Origin of the sequence: Arthrobacter sp. DNA4 (genome assembly GCF_024362385.1) — a bacterium.
GTDB lineage: Bacteria > Actinomycetota > Actinomycetes > Actinomycetales > Micrococcaceae > Arthrobacter.
In genome coordinates, this window is the sequence record NZ_CP101466.1 from 1,030,085 (window position 1) to 1,047,000 (window position 16,916).

The following is a 16,916-nucleotide window of genomic DNA, read 5'->3' on the forward strand; positions in this document are numbered from 1 at the left end:
CCAGCGGCTCCGGCCCCTATGCTGGGCCCATGTCCACTTTTGACGTCCGCCGCACGGCGGTCATCCCTGCCTCACCGGAGCAGATCTTCCCCCTGGTCAACAACTTCCATGAATGGACCGCCTGGTCCCCCTGGGAAACGATTGACCCGGGCATGAGCCGCCGTTACTTCGGCAACGAGGCCGGCGCCGGCGCGGGGTACGAGTGGAGCGGCAACCGCAGGGCCGGCAGCGGCACCATGGAACTCACAGAATCCATACCCGCCAGCCTGATCCGGATCCGGCTGCAGTTCACCAGGCCGTTCAAGGCACTGAACCCCACCACGTTCAGCTTCACCCCGGTGGACACCGGTACCGAGGTGACCTGGCGGATGACGGGTGAGAACAAGGGCCTGGGCAGGGTGTTCGCGCTGTTCATGGACATGGACAAGATGGTGGGCGCTGACTTCGAGAGCGGGCTCGCCGCGCTGGCCTCCACCGTTGCGGCCCGGAAGAGCTGAGGTTCCCCTTGGGCGTCGTGGACGAGGCGCTGGCCGCGCTGGATGAACCCGACCGCAGTTGCCTGCAGCATGTGGTGGAGACTGCGCGCTCTCTGGCTCCCGAGGCCACGGAAGGGATGAGCTACGGCATGCCCGCCCTGAAACTCGAGGGCAAACCGCTGTTGGCAGCCGTCCCGGCGGCAAAACACCTGTCGATCTTTCCCTTTTCCGGCGCGGTGGTGGAAGCGGTGGCCGGGCGGCTGGAAGGGTACTCGCTGTCCAAGGGGACCATCCGCTTCACCGCGGACCACCCCGTGCCCGACGACGTGCTGGAAGACATTGTTCGGCTGCGGATGGCCGAGATTCGGAAGTAAAGAAGCGGACGGCGCCGGTCAGCACGGCAGCAGGGTACCCGCTTCCCAGTGGGCCAGGAGGCTCCTCAGGACTTTTGGTCCTTCCTGCAGCCACGCCTGGCCCCCTAACGTGAGGGCCATGGCTGACACTCTTGCGTCCCTTGCAGAATCCTTCAAGAACATGGGCGTCACCCGCGCCTACGGCACCCCCGTCAACCTGGGCGGGGAGGAGATCGTGCCCGTGGCGCTGGTGTCCTTCGGCTTCGGCGGCGGCACGGAGTCGGAGGACGGCGCCTCCGGCGGGGGCGGCGGCGGGTTCGTTGTGCCACTGGGAATCTACCGTACGGTTAATGGGCGTCCGGCCTTCCGTCCCAACACCATCGTCGCGCTGGTATGCCTGGTTCCCCTCGTATCCGTAGCGGGCGCTGCCCTGCGTAAAGCAATCTGGGTGGCACGAAAGTAGCAGGGGGAGGCCGCTTCAGGGCCGTTTAAATCCCCTATTCCGTCGTGGGATTTTCGGTCCCATAATGGCCTCGTAGACTTCGGGAACCTCCCGCTGCTGTTCTGCGCCGCGGCGGACCCAGGGGTTCCAGGCGGCCGCCCCGGCAATCGGCGGGAAGGACGGCCACGACGCCCGGCGGGGGACGGCCGGACCATTTCAGGGGGAGAGCAACGCCATCAGAGCACAAGGAGATTCGTCATGCTCAAAGATATGGAAGTCATGGCTGTGCTGCTTACCAAGGACATCGACCGGGCGCGGGATTTTTATCGGGACAAGCTGGGGTTTGAGCCCGAGCGGACAATGGCGGACGGCGGCCTTGTCTATCGGTGCGGAAAGGGAACCTCGTTCCTGATCTACCAGACGGACAACGCCGGTTCGGCCAAAAACACGCAAATTGGCTGGGCCACGGACGACGTTCAGCGGGACGTGGACGAACTCCGGGCCCGCGGCGTCGTTTTCGAGGATTACGACATGCCTGGGCTGAAGACCGAGAACGGCATCGCAACGATGGAGGGGTACGGCCAGGCAGCGTGGTTCCTGGACAGCGAGGGCAACATCCTGAACATCTCCTCCATTCCGTCCTGACGGCCAAGGCTTGCAGCAGGAGGTTCAGCAATAAAGCGGTCGACGCCGGCACGTGCCGCCTAAAGCACCCGCACCCGGGTGCGTGGCAGCGGGCGGCCGGCGCCGCCGTCGTCAGCAGTCCGGAGGGAAGGGAAAGCGGTGGGCGTGGAAGAAGTGGTGCAGGAGACAAAGGGCGTCTCTATGGAGGTTCTGTCGACGGTGGATCTTGCCGGGGAGATCGAGGGCATGGACGGGCGCCAACTCCGGATGCGGATGGTGACCATCGAGCCAGGCGGAGTTTTCGGGCCCCTCCATGACCACGTGGGCCGCCCCGGGACCGTTTATGTCCTGCAGGGGACCATCACCGACCACCGCGACGGGGTGGCCACGGACTACGGGCCGGGGGTGGGCTGGCCGGAGGACCGGCACACCACCCACTGGCTGGAGAACAAGGGAACGGTCCCGGCGGTGGAAGTTTCCGTGGACATCGTGGCCGCCCCGCAACAGTGAAGCCCCGTCCCGTAACAGTGAAGCTCAGACTGCGGGCTCGCGCCTGCCGAGGGCCATCCGGAGTGCGCCGCGCAGGGTGAGCCGGTTGCGCCTGGTGACCACGATGACGGCGGCGATACCAGCGAGCAGCACCACGATGCCGCCCACCGCGACGGACCAGCGCGCGCCGAACTCGCTGCCGACCCAACCCACCAGCGGCGAACCGATGGCAGTGCCGCCCTGGAGGATGGCCAGGTAGAGGGCCAGTACGCGGCCCCGGAACTGTGGCTCCACGGAGAGCTGGATGCTGGTGTTGCAGCTGTTCAGGAAAGTGATGGACGCCAAGCCCACGGGGATCAGGACGGCCGCGTACACCCAGAATGTCGGCGCGACGCTGCCCAGGATGGTGAAGCCCCCCAGTCCCAGTGCCCCGCCCAGCAGGAACCGCAGCCGCGGTCCGGAGCGGCGTGCCGCCAGGAGCGCGCCGGCCAGCGTGCCCACGGCCATGATGGAGCCGAGGAGTCCGAATTCGCTCGGGCCCATGCTGAATTCAGTGGTGGCCATCAGCGAGTTGATCACCGGGAAGTTCATGCCGAACGCGCCCAGGATGCCCACCAGGACCATGATCAGCATCAGGTCCGGACGGCGCCGCACGTAACGGATGCCCTCGACCACCTGGTGCTTGCTCCGCTCTCCCTTGGCAACGGGGGCAGGCTGCGTGGTGCGGATCCGGAACAGCGAGACCAGGACGGCGGCGAAGCTCGCGGCGTTCAGGAGGAACACCGGGCCGGTACCCACCCAGGCGATGAGGACGCCGGCGATCGCAGGACCGGTGAGCCGGGCCGTGTTGAAGGACGCGGAGTTGAGCGCCACGGCGTTGGAAATGTTGTCCTGGCCCACCAGTTCGGAAACAAAGGCCTGGCGCGCGGGTGCATCCACGGCGCTGGCCACGCCCAGGCAGAAGGCGGCAACGTAGGCATGCCACAGCTGGGCGGTGCCGGTCACCACCAGGAGGCCGATGGCGAGGGCCGTGAAGCCCATGGCCAGCTGCGTCCACATGAGGATGATGCGCTTGCGGTAGCGGTCCGCCAATACCCCGCCGTAGGGGCCGAACAGCAACATAGGCAGGAACTGCAGGCCCGTGGTGAGGCCGACGGCGGCACCTGAGTGGTCGGTGAGGACGGTCAGGACCAGCCAGTCCTGGGCCACGCGCTGCATCCAGGTGCCGATGTTGGAGACGATCGCGCCGCTGGCCCAGATGCGGTAGTTGGGGTTCTCCAGGGCCCGGAACATCGCGCTCATTTGCCGCTCATTTCCTGCATGATGCGGGCCGCGCGGCTGAGGGTGAGCCGGTCTTCCTCGCTGAGTCCGGCCACGCGCCGGGCCAGCCAGGCGGTGCGCTGGCTCTGGGCCTCTGCCAGGACTTTCCTGCCGGCATCGGTGATTTCCACGCGGACCTGCTTACCGTCGTCGGGATTGGCGGACCGGGTAACGAAGCCCTGGTCGGCGAGGGCATTGACGATCCTGGTCATGGACGGTGCCTGGACGTGTTCACTTTCGGCAAGCGCGCGCAGGGTGCTGGGACCGCTGCCGTTCAGCAGGGCCAGCACCGTGTACTGGCCGGGGGTGATGATTTCGCCTGTTGCCTCAACGCGGAGCCGGCGCGAGGTACGCATCACGGCGGTTCGGAGATCGATGGCAAGGGTATCCGGGGCAGTGGGGTCTGCGGTTGCCTGGTTTTGCGTCTGGGTGGGGGACATGTAGGTGGATGCGCCTCCTGCGGATTTTATTAGCACTGCTAATTAGTTCTGCTAATTATTATGGCGCAGCTGGTTGTTGAGGGCAATGGGCGCCCATGTGGTTTTGCCGACAGCTCCGGCAGAATGGGAGCCGTGACTGGGCGCAGAATTGACGGAAACCGTAAACCCTGGCTGTCGTGGAAGGGGAAACTGAACCTGGCGGTGACCCTCCTGGTCCTATGCCTTGGTCCGGTGATGATCGGCGTGGGCAGCTTCATGATCAACGCCGATGAAGAGCTTGCACGGATTGGAGCGCAGACCACCGGAACGATCGCCCACTTCGACGACGTCACCAAGGCTTCGGAGCGCAGGATCAGGGTCGACTACACGGCCGCGGATGGGCTGCCCCGCAAGACGTTCGCCGCCGTGGACCACGACCAGCATCCCGTGGTGGGCAGCAGCGTCACGGTCATCTATGCCGAGACTGATCCCGGCCGGGCCATTGTGCCCGGCTATGAGAGCGATGGTGTGTGGGTCCGTGGCGTGGGCGTGGTCCTGACTGCCATATTCGGCGTGATGGGCCTCCTCCTGGTCGCACTGGTCGGCAGCGCCGTTCTGCGCGCCAGGTCCCGGGCGCGGGGGACGCAACAGGTGGTGTAGCAGAGCCTGGTCGCGGCCCCTGGTCTATCCGCTCCTGCCGGACGGGCGTAGGCTTTGCGAACCATGACTGAACAGCAGCCCTATGAGTTGATCCGACGTTATCCGCACTTCGAACTGCGCCGGTATCCGGATTACGTGGTGGCCGAGGTGACCGTGAACGCGAATTTTGACCGCGCGGGCAACGCCGCCTTCCGGTATCTCTTCAACTACATCAGCGGCAGCAACACTGCCCGGCAGAAACTTGCCATGACCGCCCCGGTGATCCAGGAACCGGGACCACAGAAGCTCGCAATGACAACGCCCGTACTCCAAAGCGGTCCGCTGCCCGGCGCCGGGCAGGCCGCCGAATTCTCGGTCGCCTTTGTCCTGCCTGCCGGCGTGACCGCGGAAACTGCTCCGGTGCCCGACGACCCCAAGGTCAGGGTGCGGGCGGTGCGTGGTTCTTTGGCGGCGGTGCTGGGCTTTTCGGGCAGCGGCTCGGCATCGGCCTTTGAACGGCGCAACAACGGACTGCAGGCGGCGCTCACGCTGGCGGGCCTGACTCCCGTGGGCGCGCCCAGGTTCGCCCGCTTTGACCCGCCGTTCAAACCCTGGTTCCTGCGCCACAACGAGGTGGTCCAGGACGTGCTGGAACCCGTTGAGGCCGTGCCGCCGTCGTCGTAACGGCGTGCCGCTGCTGACGCCCGCTCAGCTTTGGTGGGTTTGCGGCTGACGCCCGCTCCACCGTCGGTCCGCTCTTCCTACGACCTGTGTGCGTCCCGGACGTGCTCCTGCGTCTGGCCCTGCATGACCCAGCGGTTGCCGTCAGGATCGCTGAAGTAGGCGAACAGGACGCCGCCAAGGTCCTGGATCTCGCTGATATCTGCACCGCGCCGGACCAGCTCGCTGCGGACTTCGGTGAGATCGGGAACAACCAGTTGGAGGCCCTCCAGGCTGCCCGGCGTCATGGTGGTCATGCCGGTGCCGATCACCACCGATGTGGCAGAACCCGGGGGAGTCAGTTGGACCACGCGCATGCCCGGAATGTGCTCCACATCGTGGTCCAGGATGAATCCCAGTTTTTCCGTGTAAAACGCTTTTGATTTGTCGACGTCTGAAACCGGTACCTGTACAACCTCGAGGCGCATCTGCATGCAGCCCACTCTATCTTCGGCCTTGTTCCAAGGGAATGGAGGCTGAAAATGCCGTCGATGGCCTTGCCGGGCGCGAATTTATTAAGCAGCAGCAGCGTATTGCGACAGTCTTTCCTCAAGCTCGCATCAAGAATTCCTGAATGTTCGCTGAGGATCCTGAAAGGCCGCGTATTGAGCCCGGAACGGGGCATAGGCTCGTCGACGATGACTTTACCGGGCTAAGCAGCAGGCCCGGCAAATGCGGGGGCGCGGGTTTTCGGGCCTCCTGTAAATGGGGAAAGAATGTCCGACTACGAAACCCTTATGGGGTTTGTTCCGTCCGCTCCGGCACCGAAGCCGCCGCGGAAACCACGCTATTCAACGTTTATTGTTGGGGCGATTACCGCGCTGTTTATGCTTTTGGCGTCAATGGGCAGCGGATTCGCGGGGGCCCTGGTTGTCCTGGCCATCTCGCTGGCCCTCACCGGCCTCTACGTCCTCCTTACCGGACGCCGATCCTGGGCATGGCTTCCCGCAAAACGGAAAGCCGGAGCCGTCGCGATAGCCGCGTCTTTGGCGCTCTTCATCGGGGGTGCCGTCGCAATGCCGCGGGTGGCCGGCACTGACCTGCAGGCCGCCTCATCGGAGAGCACTGCCAAGGCCACCCAATCGACAGCGAGCCCAACCGCAACAGCCAAGGCGTCGCCGTCGTCCACGCCTAGTCCCACTGCCGACGCCACGGGCGAACCGCTGGACCCGGAGAACCCATACGTTCTTGCCTCCGGCGTCACCGCAACCGCGCCCAACGCGCAGCCTGCCTACGCCACCAAGGCGTTGGATCTGCTGGCTGCCCTGCCCATCAAGGGCCGCGCACCGAAGACCGGATACGACCGGGCGCAGTTCGGCCAGGCATGGGCAGACGTGGACCGGAATGGCTGCGATACCCGCAATGACATCCTCAAACGCGACCTCACCGGCATTTCATACACGAACAGTGTGCCGTGCAAGGTGCAGTCGGGAACCCTGGCCGATCCTTACACGGGCAAAACCATCAGCTTTGTGCGGGGTTCCGCGACCAGCAGTGCCGTCCAGATTGACCACGTCGTGGCCTTGAGCGACGCCTGGCAGAAGGGCGCGCAGCAGCTAACGGCGGAGCAGCGGACAGCTTTTGCCAACGATCCGCTGAACCTGCAGGCCACGGACGGGCCCACCAACCAGCAAAAAGGCGACGGCGACGCGGCCACCTGGCTGCCTCCGGCGAAGGGCTTCCGGTGCGAGTACGTTGCGCGGCAGGTTTCGGTGAAGGCGACGTACGGGCTGTGGGTCACCCAGGCGGAGCACGATGCGATTGCCCGGATCCTTGGCGACTGCGCCGGGCAGTTGGCGCCGACAAACCAGCAGGCTCCGGCTCCTGTTGCGGCTGCCCCGGCACCCGTTGCGGTTGCACCCGCACCCGTTGCGGTTGCACCCGCACCTGCCCCGGCTCCAGCAGCACCGGCACCGGCACCGGCACCCGCACCCGCTGCCGTGGCGCCTGCGCCTGTTGCACCAATGCCCGTGGCCCCGGTTCCTGCCGCGCCGGCACCTGCTGCTGCCTACTACGCCAACTGCGCAGCGGCGAAGGCTGCAGGCGCCGCGCCGCTCTACGCGGGGCAGGCCGGCTACCGCCCTGCGCTGGACCGCGACTCCGACGGCGTCGCCTGCGAGTAGGCACGTCACGTCCGGTCATTCCGGGCCCTGCTTTTTACCACCATCACAAGCATTCCCAGGGGGAAACATGAAAGAAAACACCGTTCCAGCGACGGGCAGGATGAAGGCGTCACTGGCGTTGGTTCTGCTGACCGGACTCATGCTGACAGGGTGCGGCGGCAAGCAGGCGGCGACGCAACCGACGGGGACGGCCACCGCTACGGCTGTCTCGCAGACGACCGAGACGGTCGTAGTGCTTACCGTGGTGAATCTGACGTTGGATAAGGCCAAAGACCAGTTGGAAAAGCTGGGCTTCACGGTTGAGGCTGTGGATAGTGCCAAGGGCAAGTCGATCATCGTCAAGAGCAACTGGCAGGTGATCTCCCAGGATCCTGCCAACGGGGCGCAGGCTGCCAAGGGCTCCACGGTGCACCTCGGCGTCAAGAACCTCGACGATGTGGCGGCGGAGAAGGCCGCCGCTGAAAAGGCAGCAGCTGCGAAGGTTGCAGCCGAACAGGCTGCAGCCGCGAAGGCTGCTGCTGAAAAGGCGGCAGCTGACAAGGCCGCCGCCGACCAGGCTGCCGCTGCAAAAGCTGCAGCCGATCAGGCGGCCCGGGACGCAGCTGCCAAGGCAGCAGCCGACCAGGCAGCGGCGCAGAAGTTTGTCCAGGCGCCAGTCCAGGCACCGGCCCAGGCGCCTGCAACTGCTTACTACGCCAACTGCACCGCCGCGAAGAATGCCGGCGCCGCCCCGCTGTACAGGGGGCAGTCGGGATACAGCTCGTCTCTTGACCGTGATGGCGACGGTGTTGCCTGCGAGCGATAGGCGACGCGCGCAGTACTAAGACGAGCTGTGGGCGCTTCCCATTCAGGGAGGCGTCCACAGCTCGTTCGGTTACTGGGTACAGCGACGGTCATGGCCGTGGTGGCGCACTGTGCGGCAGCACACACAGCGGAATTACGACACCGGCAGGCCGCTTGAGTGCCCGGAACGCCCCTTCTGCCCCGGAATTCCGCGGATTCTGCCCTTCCTTCCGCCCGATTTGCGGTGGGGGTTGTGTGCGGGTATTGTTTTCTGAGTCGCCGCCGCTGAAGCGGAAAAATAGCGGCCAACCCCCCTTTTTGAACGGCCTGGAAAATGGTTCGCTTTTATGCGTGCTGTTGCTGGGTGGGGGCGGTCTTCAATTCGGTGTGGGTCCTGGAAGATGGATTTGCTTCGGGGGTGGGGATCGGGTAAGTTTGAAAAGTTGCTCCGGAGCGATCCTGAACGTTGGTTTGGGTGGTGCCGGGTGTGTCTGTTGTTTGAGAACTCAATAGTGTGCCAAGTTTGTTGATACCGATTATGTATGTAATTGGTTGAATTTGCCGAATCGTGCCGCCCCTGTGGTGTGGTTTGGTGTTTTTAGCTGGTTTCAAATTTTGTGCAGCCTTTGTCGCCGTTATTTCCGGTGGTTTTGGTTGTGTCTGTTTGTTTTCAACGGAGAGTTTGATCCTGGCTCAGGATGAACGCTGGCGGCGTGCTTAACACATGCAAGTCGAACGATGATGCCAGCTTGCTGGTGGATTAGTGGCGAACGGGTGAGTAACACGTGAGTAACCTGCCCTTGACTCTGGGATAAGCCTGGGAAACTGGGTCTAATACCGGATATGACTGATCATCGCATGGTGGTTGGTGGAAAGCTTTTGTGGTTTTGGATGGACTCGCGGCCTATCAGCTTGTTGGTGGGGTAATGGCCTACCAAGGCGACGACGGGTAGGCCTGAGAGGGTGACCGGCCACACTGGGACTGAGACACGGCCCAGACTCCTACGGGAGGCAGCAGTGGGGAATATTGCACAATGGGCGCAAGCCTGATGCAGCGACGCCGCGTGAGGGATGACGGCCTTCGGGTTGTAAACCTCTTTCAGTAGGGAAGAAGCGAAAGTGACGGTACCTGCAGAAGAAGCGCGCTAACTACGTGCCAGCAGCCGCGGTAATACGTAGGGCGCAAGCGTTATCCGGAATTATTGGGCGTAAAGAGCTCGTAGGCGGTTTGTCGCGTCTGCCGTGAAAGTCCGGGGCTCAACTCCGGATCTGCGGTGGGTACGGGCAGACTAGAGTGATGTAGGGGAGACTGGAATTCCTGGTGTAGCGGTGAAATGCGCAGATATCAGGAGGAACACCGATGGCGAAGGCAGGTCTCTGGGCATTAACTGACGCTGAGGAGCGAAAGCATGGGGAGCGAACAGGATTAGATACCCTGGTAGTCCATGCCGTAAACGTTGGGCACTAGGTGTGGGGGACATTCCACGTTTTCCGCGCCGTAGCTAACGCATTAAGTGCCCCGCCTGGGGAGTACGGCCGCAAGGCTAAAACTCAAAGGAATTGACGGGGGCCCGCACAAGCGGCGGAGCATGCGGATTAATTCGATGCAACGCGAAGAACCTTACCAAGGCTTGACATGAACCGGAAAGACCTGGAAACAGGTCCCCCACTTGTGGTCGGTTTACAGGTGGTGCATGGTTGTCGTCAGCTCGTGTCGTGAGATGTTGGGTTAAGTCCCGCAACGAGCGCAACCCTCGTTCTATGTTGCCAGCACGTGATGGTGGGGACTCATAGGAGACTGCCGGGGTCAACTCGGAGGAAGGTGGGGACGACGTCAAATCATCATGCCCCTTATGTCTTGGGCTTCACGCATGCTACAATGGCCGGTACAAAGGGTTGCGATACTGTGAGGTGGAGCTAATCCCAAAAAGCCGGTCTCAGTTCGGATTGGGGTCTGCAACTCGACCCCATGAAGTCGGAGTCGCTAGTAATCGCAGATCAGCAACGCTGCGGTGAATACGTTCCCGGGCCTTGTACACACCGCCCGTCAAGTCACGAAAGTTGGTAACACCCGAAGCCGGTGGCCTAACCCCTTGTGGGAGGGAGCTGTCGAAGGTGGGACTGGCGATTGGGACTAAGTCGTAACAAGGTAGCCGTACCGGAAGGTGCGGCTGGATCACCTCCTTTCTAAGGAGCGCCTACAGCACCGGCCTGGATGTATGTCCGGGTGTGGGGGTTGTCAGGAAGCAAGCCCGTTGCGCAGGCGATTGTCCTGCGGCGGGTGCTCATGGGTGGAATATCAACAAATAGCGGCCGTTGTGTTGTCGTGTCCTTCTCTAGTACGAATCCCACCTGGTGGTGGTTCTGGAACGGTGGGCGTGGTGATGTGGTGGTTTTCGTGTTTGGCACACTGTTGGGTCCTGAGGCAACAGGACCACGGGTTCGCTGTCTTCGCCTTTCGGGGTGTGGGTGGTGTTCTGGTGGGAGTGTTTGTTTCTGGTTTCCCTGCCATGACGGTCCATGCACGTGTGTGTGGGGTGTGTGGTGTGGGGTTGTTGTTTGAGAACTACATAGTGGACGCGAGCATCTTGTATAAGAAGCAATTTCCAAGATAAATGAACCTGGATCTGGTTCGTGTGCCTTTGGGTGCGCGGGACAGTTTTCGTGGTTCTCTCGAGTGAGCTTGTTTTTGATCTTTGTGGTCAAGTTTTTAAGAGCACACGGTGGATGCCTTGGCATTAGGAGCCGAAGAAGGACGTAGGAATCTGCGATAAGCCTGGGGGAGTCGATAACCGGACTGTGATCCCAGGGTGTCCGAATGGGGAAACCCCGCCAAGCGCGCGAGTGACTTGGTGACCCGTACCTGAACACATAGGGTGCGTGGGGGGAACGCGGGGAAGTGAAACATCTCAGTACCCGCAGGAAGAGAAAACAATAGTGATTCCGTTAGTAGTGGCGAGCGAACGCGGATCAGGCTAAACCGTTCCATGTGTGATAGTAAGCGGGCGTTGCATGGTCGGGGTTGTGGGACTTTCCATACCAGTTCTGCCGGGCTGGTGGGGTGTGATGTGCGCGCATAGGTGAACGGTTTTGAAAGGCTTACCAGAGAGGGTGTTAGTCCCGTAACCGTAATGTGTTTGTACCGCCTGTGAGAGTATCCCAAGTAGTACGGGGCCCGAGAAATCCCGTGCGAATCTGTCAGGACCACCTGATAAGCCTAAATACTCCCTAATGACCGATAGCGGACCAGTACCGTGAGGGAAAGGTGAAAAGTACCCCGGGAGGGGAGTGAAACAGTACCTGAAACCGTGTGCTTACAATCCGTCGGAGCCAGTCTGATTCTGGTGACGGCGTGCCTTTTGAAGAATGAGCCTGCGAGTTAGTGTTACGTCGCGAGGTTAACCCGTGTGGGGCAGCCGTAGCGAAAGCGAGTCTGAATAGGGCGTGTGAGTGGCGTGATCTAGACCCGAAGCGAAGTGATCTACCCATGGCCAGGTTGAAGCGACGGTAAGACGTCGTGGAGGACCGAACCCACTTCAGTTGAAAATGGAGGGGATGAGCTGTGGGTAGGGGTGAAAGGCCAATCAAACTTCGTGATAGCTGGTTCTCCCCGAAATGCATTTAGGTGCAGCGTTGCGTGTTTCTTGCTGGAGGTAGAGCTACTGGATGGCTAATGGGCCCTACAAGGTTACTGACGTCAGCCAAACTCCGAATGCCGGTAAGTGAGAGCGCAGCAGTGAGACTGTGGGGGATAAGCTTCATAGTCGAGAGGGAAACAGCCCAGACCACCAACTAAGGCCCCTAAGCGTGTGCTAAGTGGGAAAGGATGTGGAGTTGCCCAGACAACCAGGAGGTTGGCTTAGAAGCAGCCACCCTTAAAAGAGTGCGTAATAGCTCACTGGTCAAGTGATTCCGCGCCGACAATGTAGCGGGGCTCAAGTACACCGCCGAAGTTGTGGCATTCAGATATTTAGCTAAGCCCTTGTGGTTCAGGCGTCTGGATGGGTAGGGGAGCGTCGTGTGGGCGGTGAAGTCGCGGTGTAAACCAGCGGTGGAGCCTACACGAGTGAGAATGCAGGCATGAGTAGCGAAAGACGGGTGAGAAACCCGTCCGCCGAATGATCAAGGGTTCCAGGGTCAAGCTAATCTGCCCTGGGTAAGTCGGGACCTAAGGCGAGGCCGACAGGCGTAGTCGATGGACAACGGGTTGATATTCCCGTACCGGCGAAAAACCGTCCATGTTGAACAGGGGATACTAACCGCCCGAGACCTGCCCGATCACCCTTGTGGTGTGAGGGTTTTGGTGGAGCGCGGGACCTGATCCTGGGAGGCAAGCGTATTAACAGGTGTGACGCAGGAAGGTAGCCGAGCCGGGCGATGGTTGTCCCGGTCTAAGGATGTAGGGCGAGTGGTAGGCAAATCCGCCACTCATATAGCCTGAGATCTGATGGGACCCCCGTTTGGGGGGATTTGGTGATCCTATGCTGCCGAGAAAAGCATCGACGCGAGGTTTTAGCCGCCCGTACCCCAAACCGACACAGGTGATCAGGTAGAGAATACTAAGGCGATCGAGAGAATTATGGTTAAGGAACTCGGCAAAATGCCCCCGTAACTTCGGGAGAAGGGGGCCCCAACCTTGATCGGACTTCGCGTCCGGGAGGGGATCGGGGCCGCAGAGACCAGGGGGAAGCGACTGTTTACTAAAAACACAGGTCCGTGCGAAGTCGCAAGACGATGTATACGGACTGACTCCTGCCCGGTGCTGGAAGGTTAAGAGGACCGGTTAGCCTCACGGCGAAGCTGAGAATTTAAGCCCCAGTAAACGGCGGTGGTAACTATAACCATCCTAAGGTAGCGAAATTCCTTGTCGGGTAAGTTCCGACCTGCACGAATGGAGTAACGACTTCCCCGCTGTCTCAACCATAAACTCGGCGAAATTGCAGTACGAGTAAAGATGCTCGTTACGCGCAGCAGGACGGAAAGACCCCGAGACCTTTACTATAGTTTGGTATTGGTGTTCGGAGTGGCTTGTGTAGGATAGGTGGGAGACGTTGAAGCCCGGACGCCAGTTCGGGTGGAGTCATCGTTGAAATACCACTCTGGTCACTTTGGACATCTAACTTCGGCCCGTAATCCGGGTCAGGGACAGTGCCTGATGGGTAGTTTAACTGGGGCGGTTGCCTCCTAAAAAGTAACGGAGGCGCCCAAAGGTTCCCTCAGCCTGGTTGGCAATCAGGTGTCGAGTGTAAGTGCACAAGGGAGCTTGACTGTGAGAGAGACATCTCGAGCAGGGACGAAAGTCGGGACTAGTGATCCGGCGGTACATTGTGGAATGGCCGTCGCTCAACGGATAAAAGGTACCTCGGGGATAACAGGCTGATCTTGCCCAAGAGTCCATATCGACGGCATGGTTTGGCACCTCGATGTCGGCTCGTCGCATCCTGGGGCTGGAGTAGGTCCCAAGGGTTGGGCTGTTCGCCCATTAAAGCGGTACGCGAGCTGGGTTTAGAACGTCGTGAGACAGTTCGGTCCCTATCCGCTGCGCGCGCAGGAAATTTGAGAAGGGCTGTCCTTAGTACGAGAGGACCGGGACGGACGAACCTCTGGTGTGTCAGTTGTACTGCCAAGTGCACCGCTGATTAGCTACGTTCGGATGGGATAACCGCTGAAAGCATCTAAGCGGGAAGCTCGCTTCAAGATGAGATTTCCATACACATTATGTGTGAGAGGCCCCCAGCCAGACCACTGGGTTGATAGGCCGGATGTGGAAGCGAGGACTAACGACTCGTGAAGCTGACCGGTACTAATAGGCCAATAACTTACACCACACAGATACATACAAAATTCTGCTTGCGTCCACTATGTGGTTCCCAACCAACAACCCCCCCAACACGGGGCATTGGCACACGGAACCAACACAACTGAATACAACACCACATGTTGTAACCACAGATTTCCCAACCCCCAGGGGTTCGGGTACAAGGGTTACGGCGGTCATAGCGTGGGGGAAACGCCCGGTCCCATTCCGAACCCGGAAGCTAAGACCCACAGCGCCGATGGTACTGCACCCGGGAGGGTGTGGGAGAGTAGGTCACCGCCGGAACATCATTCATGGTCGAGGCCCCAACCACACACGGTTGGGGCCTCCCACATTTAACCCGAAAAACCAGAGGACCCTTAAAGGGCAGTCGCTGTCATGGCAGCATGGGGCCGCCGCCCACCCTCGTCCCTGCGCATTTCAGTGTCGAGGACCTTGAAACCGGCGTTCTCCAGCAACACGCGCATCCGCGGCACGGACCAGTAAAAGGCCTCGGCGACGGCATGTTGAAACGGCTCAGCAGCCGGCCCTTCGAAGAAACCGACAAGAAGGCGCCCGTCCGGTCTTAGAACGCGCCGAAACTCGGCGAGAGCTGTGGGCAGCTCTGTTGGTTGGAGATGGATCAATGAATACCAGGCGAGCACTCCACTGAGGCTTTCGTCCTGCAGAGCAAGGGTGTGGAACGAGGAAGTCCGAAAGGGAACAGCGGGGAAGCGGGAGCGGGCCATTTCAATGAATTCTGGAACGAGATCAACGCCGCAAATATCGACACCGCGCTGATGCAGAAAATCTGTCCAATGCCCCGGACCACATCCTGCGTCGATCACTGGTCCGTCAATCTGCAGAGCCCACCCGCTAATGCGGTCGCGGTCACGCTCATCCATATCCGCGATATCGCCTAGGAGACGGGTGTACTCGGCAGCACGCCCGGCGTAGGCCCGGCGGACCTGGTCCTCAATATCAGCCACGCAGCAAGTCTAGGCTTGGGTGCGGCCCGGACCGGGTAGTCTGCCGGAATGGAATCCTGGCACAGCAACCGGCTGAGTACACGGCAGGCTGGCCTCGTGGAAACCTGCCTTCCGGGGGTCCGTCTGGTGAGTGATCTTTCCTGGGACCTCATTGATACCGCGGTTCTTGAGGTGGAGAGCGCACGGGGCAGATGTATCGTCAAGGCCGGCGGTCCTGCCAACCACCACATTGAGCGTGAGATCAGAGCCCACCAATCCTGGGTCCGTGTCTTGTCCTGTCAGAACCGTGCACCAAAACTCATACACGCGGACAGCTCTGCGAGCGTCCTGGTATCGGAGTATCTGGGAGGGTGCCTGGTAGAAGGCACCGAAGCCGAATATGCGGCGGAGACGTACGTTCAAGCCGGTGCCCTCCTACGCGCTTTTCACCACCAGGCCGTGCGCAGTGACCCGGACTATGAGGCGGCCGCGACTGCCAAGGTCCTCGCATGGCTCGGAGAACCCCACCGCATCGAGGACTCTGACGCAGCAAAGGCGCGGGCCATACTCGGCACCTATGAGCCGAGGCCAGTCGATGTTGTTCCGACCCACGGTGACTGGCAGCCGCGCAACTGGCTCGTAGACGGCAACGAGGTAAGGGTCATCGACTTTGGGAGGTTTGAGTTCAGGCCGGCTGCCAGCGATTTCTGTCGTCTTGCAGTACAGCAATTGCGTACTGATCCGCAGCTGGAGCCAGCCTTCTTTGCGGGCTACGGCTCAGATCCCAGGGACAGTGAGCTCTGGAACGTCATGCAGCTGCGGGAAGCCGTTTCCACGGCCGCTTGGGCATACAACGTTGGCGATCACGAGTTCGAAAGACAAGGCCGCCAGATGCTCCATGACGCCTTGCACAGATTCTGAAGCAGTCGTCTTTCTCGGATTGTTGAACAATCTGGCTTTTTAGGGCATTCTTGAAGGACACCAATCCGAGACGGAGATCACAATGCCCAGCATCGACCTGAACAGCGACGTCGGCGAGTCCTTTGGGAACTGGTCCTTCGGCGATGACGCCGCCATTTTCGAGAGTGTGTCCAGTGCCAACGTAGCCTGCGGCTTCCACGCGGGCGATCCCGTGGGCATCATGGCCACCTGCCAGGCCGCCGTGAAGGCCGGCGTCACCGTCGGTGCACACCCCGGCTACCGGGACCTGGCCGGATTCGGCCGCCGCTTCGTGGACATGACCCCGGAAGAGCTGACCGCTGACGTCGTCTACCAGATCGGCGCCCTCCAGGCAGTAGCCCTCGCAGCCGGAACAGCCGTCCGCTACGTCAAGCCCCACGGCGCCCTCTACAACACCATCGTGAACCACCCCAACCAGGCCGGTGCCGTGGTGGCAGCGATCCTCGCCGTTGACCCCACGCTGCCCCTCATGGTGCTCCCGAACTCCGAGATCCAGCGCCAGGCCGAAGCTGCCGGACTGCGCACCGTGGCCGAGGCGTTCGCCGACCGGGCCTACAATCCGGACGGCACCCTGGTCTCCCGGCGCGAACCCGGCGCCGTGCTGCACGAGGTGGCGGACGTCGTCGAGCACGTCCTGCGCCTGGCCACCGACGGCGTGGTCCGTGCCATTGACGGCTCCCTGGTCCCCGTCAAGGCGGAGAGCATCTGCCTGCACGGTGACACTCCCGGGTCCGTGGCGATGGCCGCTGCCGTCCGCGCCGCATTGGTGGACGCCGGCATCCAGATCCAGAGCTTCGCCTAGC

General features: G+C 61.5%; 15 protein-coding genes and 3 rRNA genes. 14 read left to right on the top strand and 4 right to left on the bottom strand.

Annotation, left to right across the window (positions count from 1 at the left end):
- Positions 1 to 29 precede the first annotated feature (29 nt).
- The 5 genes from NMQ03_RS04855 (at position 30) to NMQ03_RS04875 (ending at position 2,405) form a co-directional block, all read left to right on the top strand.
- Positions 30 to 497: an SRPBCC family protein gene (locus tag NMQ03_RS04855; RefSeq protein WP_255174623.1), complete on the top strand. Its 468-nt coding sequence runs from the start codon at positions 30 to 32 to the stop codon at positions 495 to 497.
- 8 nt (positions 498 to 505) lie between these two features.
- On the top strand, positions 506 to 850 hold the full coding sequence (locus tag NMQ03_RS04860; RefSeq protein WP_255174624.1) for an iron chaperone: 345 nt from the start codon (positions 506 to 508) through the stop codon (positions 848 to 850).
- A gap of 118 nt (positions 851 to 968) precedes the next feature.
- Positions 969 to 1,292, top strand: coding sequence for a hypothetical protein (locus NMQ03_RS04865; RefSeq protein ID WP_255174625.1), 324 nt, complete (start codon positions 969 to 971; stop codon positions 1,290 to 1,292).
- A 237-nt stretch (positions 1,293 to 1,529) separates the two neighbouring features.
- Complete coding sequence (locus NMQ03_RS04870; RefSeq protein WP_255174626.1) at positions 1,530 to 1,916, top strand: VOC family protein; 387 nt, start codon at positions 1,530 to 1,532, stop codon at positions 1,914 to 1,916.
- A 180-nt stretch (positions 1,917 to 2,096) separates the two neighbouring features.
- Complete coding sequence (locus tag NMQ03_RS04875) at positions 2,097 to 2,405, top strand: cupin domain-containing protein (RefSeq protein ID WP_255174627.1); 309 nt, start codon at positions 2,097 to 2,099, stop codon at positions 2,403 to 2,405.
- A gap of 24 nt (positions 2,406 to 2,429) precedes the next feature.
- Here the strand turns inward: NMQ03_RS04875 and NMQ03_RS04880 are convergent, their stop codons facing one another.
- Together NMQ03_RS04880 and NMQ03_RS04885 are read right to left on the bottom strand one after the other, a co-directional pair.
- Positions 2,430 to 3,686, bottom strand: a complete 1,257-nt coding sequence (locus NMQ03_RS04880; protein WP_255174628.1) for an MFS transporter — start codon at positions 3,684 to 3,686, stop codon at positions 2,430 to 2,432.
- On the bottom strand, positions 3,683 to 4,144 hold the full coding sequence (locus NMQ03_RS04885; protein WP_255174629.1) for a MarR family winged helix-turn-helix transcriptional regulator: 462 nt from the start codon (positions 4,142 to 4,144) through the stop codon (positions 3,683 to 3,685). Before NMQ03_RS04885 ends, NMQ03_RS04880 begins: the two co-directional genes overlap by 4 nt.
- Before the next feature lie 132 nt (positions 4,145 to 4,276).
- On the opposite strand from NMQ03_RS04885, the gene NMQ03_RS04890 reads away from it, so the two are divergent.
- A complete protein-coding gene (locus NMQ03_RS04890; protein WP_255174630.1) occupies positions 4,277 to 4,783 on the top strand; it encodes a DUF3592 domain-containing protein in 507 nt (168 codons plus the stop codon).
- 63 nt (positions 4,784 to 4,846) lie between these two features.
- Complete coding sequence (locus NMQ03_RS04895) at positions 4,847 to 5,446, top strand: heme-binding protein (RefSeq protein ID WP_255174631.1); 600 nt, start codon at positions 4,847 to 4,849, stop codon at positions 5,444 to 5,446.
- A 77-nt stretch (positions 5,447 to 5,523) separates the two neighbouring features.
- Here NMQ03_RS04895 and NMQ03_RS04900 read toward each other — a convergent pair whose 3' ends face one another.
- Positions 5,524 to 5,916, bottom strand: a complete 393-nt coding sequence (locus NMQ03_RS04900; RefSeq protein WP_255174632.1) for a VOC family protein — start codon at positions 5,914 to 5,916, stop codon at positions 5,524 to 5,526.
- A gap of 282 nt (positions 5,917 to 6,198) precedes the next feature.
- On the opposite strand from NMQ03_RS04900, the gene NMQ03_RS04905 reads away from it, so the two are divergent.
- From NMQ03_RS04905 to rrf, 5 genes are all read left to right on the top strand, one after another.
- Positions 6,199 to 7,605 (top strand): DUF1524 domain-containing protein, encoded by a 1,407-nt coding sequence (locus NMQ03_RS04905; protein WP_255174633.1) that lies wholly within the window; start codon positions 6,199 to 6,201, stop codon positions 7,603 to 7,605.
- 67 nt (positions 7,606 to 7,672) lie between these two features.
- Positions 7,673 to 8,410, top strand: a complete 738-nt coding sequence (locus NMQ03_RS04910) for an excalibur calcium-binding domain-containing protein (RefSeq protein ID WP_255174634.1) — start codon at positions 7,673 to 7,675, stop codon at positions 8,408 to 8,410.
- A gap of 648 nt (positions 8,411 to 9,058) precedes the next feature.
- Positions 9,059 to 10,575, top strand: a 16S ribosomal RNA gene (locus NMQ03_RS04915).
- A 513-nt stretch (positions 10,576 to 11,088) separates the two neighbouring features.
- Positions 11,089 to 14,216 (top strand): 23S ribosomal RNA (locus NMQ03_RS04920).
- Positions 14,217 to 14,374: 158 nt separating this feature from the next.
- Positions 14,375 to 14,491: ribosomal RNA gene (rrf, locus tag NMQ03_RS04925) — 5S ribosomal RNA — on the top strand.
- Together the 16S, 23S and 5S rRNA genes form the textbook arrangement of a ribosomal RNA operon.
- A gap of 74 nt (positions 14,492 to 14,565) precedes the next feature.
- Here the strand turns inward: rrf and NMQ03_RS04930 are convergent.
- Positions 14,566 to 15,174 carry a class I SAM-dependent methyltransferase gene (locus NMQ03_RS04930; RefSeq protein WP_255174635.1) on the bottom strand — a complete coding sequence of 203 codons (609 nt, stop codon included), beginning with the start codon at positions 15,172 to 15,174 and terminating at the stop codon, positions 14,566 to 14,568.
- A 126-nt stretch (positions 15,175 to 15,300) separates the two neighbouring features.
- On the opposite strand from NMQ03_RS04930, the gene NMQ03_RS04935 reads away from it, so the two are divergent.
- Complete coding sequence (locus tag NMQ03_RS04935) at positions 15,301 to 16,074, top strand: phosphotransferase (protein WP_255174636.1); 774 nt, start codon at positions 15,301 to 15,303, stop codon at positions 16,072 to 16,074.
- Between the two features lie 82 nt (positions 16,075 to 16,156).
- A complete protein-coding gene (locus NMQ03_RS04940) occupies positions 16,157 to 16,915 on the top strand; it encodes a LamB/YcsF family protein (RefSeq protein WP_255174637.1) in 759 nt (252 codons plus the stop codon).
- Position 16,916 lies beyond the last annotated feature (1 nt).